This window comes from Pseudomonas sp., from assembly GCF_036387035.1.
Classification (GTDB): domain Bacteria; phylum Pseudomonadota; class Gammaproteobacteria; order Pseudomonadales; family Pseudomonadaceae; genus Aquipseudomonas.
In genome coordinates, this window is the sequence record NZ_DASVUM010000258.1 from 1 (window position 1) to 5,722 (window position 5,722).

6 protein-coding genes are annotated in these 5,722 nt (G+C 60.2%); 4 read left to right on the plus strand and 2 right to left on the minus strand.

Translation table 11 applies throughout. The features are described 5' to 3' along the window. Both VF672_RS23325 and VF672_RS23330 read left to right on the plus strand, forming a co-directional pair. Positions 1–207: helix-turn-helix domain-containing protein (locus tag VF672_RS23325; RefSeq protein WP_331107376.1), on the plus strand; the 207-nt coding region annotated here is incomplete at its 5' end. Between the two features lie 364 nt (positions 208–571). Further along, complete coding sequence (locus VF672_RS23330) at positions 572–889, plus strand: type II toxin-antitoxin system VapC family toxin (RefSeq protein ID WP_331107386.1); 318 nt, start codon at positions 572–574, stop codon at positions 887–889. Between the two features lie 242 nt (positions 890–1,131). Here the strand turns inward: VF672_RS23330 and cysS are convergent, their stop codons facing one another. Beyond that, a complete protein-coding gene (cysS, locus tag VF672_RS23335; protein ID WP_331107378.1) occupies positions 1,132–2,514 on the minus strand; it encodes a cysteine--tRNA ligase in 1,383 nt (460 codons plus the stop codon). A 10-nt stretch (positions 2,515–2,524) separates the two neighbouring features. Beyond that, positions 2,525–4,222: a glutamine--tRNA ligase/YqeY domain fusion protein gene (locus VF672_RS23340; protein ID WP_331107380.1), complete on the minus strand. Its 1,698-nt coding sequence runs from the start codon at positions 4,220–4,222 to the stop codon at positions 2,525–2,527. 272 nt (positions 4,223–4,494) lie between these two features. Here VF672_RS23340 and VF672_RS23345 point away from each other — a divergent pair, with 272 nt between their 5' ends. Next, positions 4,495–4,998 (plus strand): peptidylprolyl isomerase, encoded by a 504-nt coding sequence (locus VF672_RS23345; RefSeq protein WP_331107382.1) that lies wholly within the window; start codon positions 4,495–4,497, stop codon positions 4,996–4,998. Further along, a complete protein-coding gene (locus VF672_RS23350; protein WP_331107384.1) occupies positions 4,995–5,720 on the plus strand; it encodes a UDP-2,3-diacylglucosamine diphosphatase in 726 nt (241 codons plus the stop codon). The genes VF672_RS23345 and VF672_RS23350 overlap by 4 nt, the downstream gene beginning before the upstream one ends. Positions 5,721–5,722 lie beyond the last annotated feature (2 nt).

The window sequence follows — 5,722 nt, forward strand, 5'->3', positions numbered from 1 at the left end:
CTGCCGGAGGATTTCTTTGCCGATCTGGCAATGGGCTGCGAGCGCGCAGAGCCCGAGACAGCGTTCCCGCGCAAGGCCGCGCTGGACACGCCGGAAGAGCTGAGCGAGTTGCTGCAGGCCGCAGGCGGGAACATCTCGCAGCTGGCCAAGCAACTGGGGGTCAGCCGCAATACGCTTTACAAACGGTTGCGGGAACAGGGGTTTTAGCCTGAGCCCGGCCGACATATTGCGGCGAAACTCGGCCCCTGCGAATGCCGACTTGTTGCCGAAACACAGAGCCCTGTAGATGCCGACTTGCTGGCGAAACACAGAGCCCTGTAGGAGCCGGCTTGCTGGCGAAACACAGAGCCCTGTAGGAGCCGGCTTGCTGGCGAAACACAGAGCCCTGTAGGAGCCGGCTTGCTGGCGAAAACGGTGGGTCAGTGGATCACTCCATGGCTGATTCATCGCATTCGCCAGCAAGCCGGCTCCTACAGTTCCAATATCCAATCGTCCGTGCGCTGGACATCAAACGTGATGCGGAGCGTCAGACGATGCATTCCCGAGCAGAGCGGAGAACGACCCGCACAGAATTGTAACGGCGGCCTGGTCGAGAATGACTGCTACTGAGGTTTACATCAGTGCAGCTACGTTTTGGGAGATGTCGATAAAGATCGGGCTAGGGAAGCTGACGGCCGATCTAGAGGAGATTCGCGAATACTGCCGGGACAGTGGCTTCATCGAACTTCCTGTCAGCGTGGAACATGCCATTGCGGTCAAAGATCTGGAGCATCACCACCGCGCCCCTTTCGACAGGCTGATCGTTGCGGCTGCCATTACAGAACCCATGAAACTTATTACCTCAGACGCGATGGTTGCCAAGTACACGTCACTGGCAGTGCTGGCTTGAAGCGGCTGAACGCGGAAAGCTGCAGGTCACCAGACGTCAAGATCATCTGTGCCAGCTGAACTTCGCCACTCTGATCCTTTCCGCGAAGAGCGGGAAGAATCACGGCAAATGCATCTGCTGGCGGATGAACTGTGGGAGCGAGCTTGCTCGCGAAGAGGCTGGTACAGCCGCTAAGTATTCAGCGGCAGAAAGCCTGCCTTCGCGAGCAAGCTCGCTCCCACATAAACCGTTTACGCGGCCGATCAGTCCGCCAGACGCCAGGTAGTGCCGCCCTTGCCGTCTTCCAGCACCACGCCCATGGCGGTGAGCTGGTCGCGGATGCGGTCGGATTCGGCCCAATTCTTGTCGGCGCGCGCCTGCAGGCGTGCGGCGATCAAGGCTTCGACCTCTGCGGCGTCCACTCGCCCTTCGGCGCCTGCACGCAGGAAGTCGTCGGCTTCGAGTTGCAACACACCCAGCACGCTGGCCAATTCCTTCAGACGCGCCGCCAGCCCCGCCGCTGCATGGACATCGCTGTCGCGCAGACGGTTGATCTCGCGGACCATCTCGAACAGCACGGCGCACGCTTCCGGCGTACCGAAGTCGTCGTTCATGGCAGCCGAGAAACGCTCGACGAACGCCTCGCCACCCGCCGGCTCGGCGACCGGCAAACCTTTGAGCGCATGGTAGAACCGCTCCAGCGCGCCTTTCGATTCCTTCAGGCTGTCTTCGGAATAGTTAATCGCGCTGCGGTAGTGGCTCGACACCAACAGGTAACGCACCACTTCCGGATGGTATTTATCCAGCACGTCGCGAATGGTGAAGAAGTTGTTCAAGGACTTGGACATCTTCTCGCCATTGATGCGGATCATGCCGCAGTGCATCCAGGCATTGGCGTAGGTCTTGCCGGTCGCGGCTTCGCTCTGGGCAATCTCGTTTTCGTGGTGCGGGAATTCCAGGTCGCTGCCGCCACCGTGAATGTCGAAGGTCTCACCCAGGCAGCAGGTGGACATCACCGAGCATTCGATGTGCCAGCCCGGACGACCCGGCCCCCATGGCGATTCCCAGCTGGGCTCGCCCGGCTTGACGCCTTTCCACAGGACGAAATCCAGCGGATCATCCTTGGCTTCGTCGACCTCGATCCGCGCGCCGATGCGCAGGTCTTCTATCTTCTTGCGCGACAGCTTGCCGTAGCCGAGGAATTTGCCGACGCGGTAATACACGTCGCCATTGCCCGGCGCGTAGGCATAGCCCTTGTCGATCAGGCTCTGGATCATGTCGTGCATGCCACCGATGTAATCAGTGGCGCGCGGCTCCATGTCCGGCTTGAGGATGTTCAGGCGCGCTTCGTCCTCGTGCATCGCGTCGATCATGCGCGCGGTCAGCGCGTCAAACGCTTCACCGTTTTCACGGGCGCGGTTGATGATCTTGTCGTCAATGTCGGTGATGTTGCGCACGTACGTCAGGTCATAACCGCTGAAACGCAGCCAGCGGGTGACCAGGTCGAACGCGACCATGCTGCGGCCGTGGCCCAGGTGGCAGTAGTCGTACACGGTCATCCCGCAGACATACATGCGCACCTTGTTGCCATCCAGCGGTTTGAACACTTCTTTGCTCTTGCTGAGCGTGTTGTAGATAGAAAGCACGTTGCCTACCTTAGCTCCACGAATCGCGGAGCGTCACAGTCCGGTTAAAGACCGGATGACCGGGTTTCGAGTCCTTCAAATCCGCGCTGAAATAGCCTTCGCGTTCGAACTGGAAACGGTCTTCCGGCTGAGCGTCAGCCAGCGACGGTTCAGCCCGACAACCGGTCAGGACCTGCAGGGAGCCCGGGTTGATGTTGTCCAGGAAGGTTTTGCCCTCCTCCGCTTTCTCGGGGTTCGCGGACAGGAACAGACGGTCATACAGACGCACTTCGCATTCGACGCTTTCCGCTGCCGGCACCCAGTGCACAACGCCTTTGACCTTGCGGCCTTCAGGGTTCTTGCCAAGGGTCTCCGGGTCGTAGGAGCAACGCAGCTCGACGATGTTGCCGTCGGCGTCCTTGATTGCCTCATCAGCGCGGATCACGTAGCTGCCACGCAGGCGCACTTCGCCGTTGGGTTCAAGACGCTTGTAGCCCTTGGGCGGCTCTTCCATGAAGTCGTCACGGTCGATGTAGATCTCGCGGGAGAACGGCAGCTTGCGCACGCCCAGTTCTTCCTTCTGCGGATGGCGCGGCAGCTCGAGGTGGTCGACCTGGCCTTCCGGGTAGTTGGTGATCACGACTTTCAACGGGCGCAGCACGCACATGGCACGCGGCGCGTTGTGGTCCAGATCCTGACGGATGCTGAATTCCAGCATGCCGAAATCGACCACGCCGTCGGAACGGTTGGTGCCGATCATTTCGCAGAAGTTGCGGATCGACGCCGGGGTATAACCGCGACGACGGAAGCCCGACAGCGTCGACATGCGCGGGTCGTCCCAGCCATGCACGTGCTTTTCATCGACCAGTTGCTTGAGCTTGCGCTTGCTGGTGATGGTGTAGTTCAGGTTAAGGCGCGAGAACTCGTACTGGCGCGGCTTGCACGGCACCGGCAGGTTGTCGAGGAACCACTCGTAGAGCGGGCGATGGCTCTCGAATTCCAGGGTGCAGATCGAATGGGTAATGCCTTCGATGGCGTCCGACTGACCGTGGGTGAAGTCGTAGATCGGGTAGATGCACCACTTATCACCGGTCTGGTGGTGATGGGCGTGACGAATGCGATAGAGGATCGGATCGCGCAGGTTCATGTTCGGTGAAGCCATGTCGATCTTTGCGCGCAGCACGCGCGCGCCGTCTTCGAACTCGCCCGCCTTCATGCGGCTGAACAGGTCAAGGTTTTCTTCAACGCTGCGATCGCGGAACGGGCTGTTCTTGCCCGGCTCGGTCAGGGTGCCGCGGTATTCGCGGGCCTGCTCGGGTGTCAGGTCATCGACATAGGCTTTGCCCGTCTCGATCAGGTGGACCGCCCAGGCGTACAACTGGTCGAAGTACTGCGAGGCATAACGCACTTCGCCGGACCACTCGAAGCCCAGCCATTTGACGTCGGCTTCGATGGCGTCGATGTATTCCTGGTCTTCCTTCGCCGGGTTGGTGTCATCAAAGCGCAGATGCGTGACACCACCGAATTCCTGAGCCAGACCAAAGTTGACGCAGATCGACTTGGCATGACCGATGTGCAGGTAGCCGTTGGGCTCCGGCGGGAAGCGGGTCACGATCTGGGTGTGCTTGCCCGAATCCAGGTCAGCCTGCACGATCGGGCGCAGGAAGTTGGTTGGAATGGCAGGGCCTGCCTTGGAATTCGCAGCGGCATCTTGAGTGGGCTTGCTCATAGGATCCTTGTACGGGTCGCGGCCAGGAAGGCCGGTTAAATCAAAGCGCCTATCATAGCCGAAGCTGTCAAGCCCCTGACAGCGCGCCGTGACAAAACTGCCGAGATGGGCCATGACTCAGTGGCCGATCGCGCACGCAATCGCACTACCGGTGCAACGGCTACCCTCTGTAAACTGCGCGCCTGGGGTGAATCAGCCGTAACAGCCGGTACTCCGATGGCCGCCTGCGGCATCACCGCCTTCCACCATGACTTCAAAGAGCGAGCTGACACATGTCGAAAGTAAAGCTGACCACCAACCACGGTGAAATAGTGCTGCAGTTGAACGCAGAGAAGGCGCCGCTGACCGTCGCCAACTTCATCGAATACGTCAAAGCCGGCCACTACGAAAACACTGTGTTTCACCGCGTGATCGGAAACTTCATGATTCAGGGCGGCGGCTTCGAGCCCGGCATGAAAGAGAAAAAAGACAAGCGCCCAAGCATCCAGAACGAAGCCGACAACGGCCTGCCGAACAAAAAGTATTCGGTGGCCATGGCCCGGACCATGGAGCCGCATTCAGCCTCGGCGCAGTTCTTCATCAACGTCGCTGACAACAGCTTCCTCAACCACAGCGCCAAGACCGTGCAGGGTTGGGGTTATGCCGTGTTCGCCGAGGTGATTGAAGGCACCGACGTGGTCGAGAAGATCAAGGGCGTCGCCACCACGTCCAAGGCCGGTCATCAAGACGTGCCGGCTGACGACGTGATCATCGAGAAAGCCGAGATCATTGAGTGATATTGCTGATTTCCGATCTGCACCTGGAAGAAGGACGCCCGGACATTACCCGCGCGTTTCTCGGTCTGCTGAATGGCCGCGCTCGCACGGCCGAGTCGCTGTACATCCTCGGGGACTTTTTCGAGGCGTGGATTGGCGACGACGCCATGTCGCCCTTTCAGCGCTCGATCTGCCAGGCGCTGCGCGCGTTGAGCGACGGCGGCACGCGAGTGTTCCTGATGCATGGCAACCGCGACTTCATGATCGGCGCCTCGTTTTGCAAAGCGGCGGGCTGCACGCTGCTCAAGGACCCGAGCGTCGTGCAGTTCAACGGCGAATCGGTGCTGCTGATGCACGGCGACAGCCTGTGCACCCGTGATGAAGCCTACATGCGGATGCGCCGTTACCTGCGCAACCCGCTGACGCTGTGGGTGCTGCGGCATCTGCCGTTGAGCACGCGCCACAAACTGGCCCGCAAGCTGCGCAGTGAAAGCACCGCGCAAACGCGCATGAAAGCCAACGACATTGTCGATGTCACCCCCGAAGAAGTGCCGCGCGTGATGAACGAATCCGGCGTGAAGACGCTGATCCATGGTCACACCCACCGCCCTGCGGTTCACGAGGTTGCGTTGGGCCAAACCACGGGGCGGCGCATCGTGCTGGGGGACTGGGATCGCGAGGGGTGGCTGCTGCAGATCGATGATCAGGGCTTTCATCTGGAATCGTTTGCGTTTGAAGCTTGACC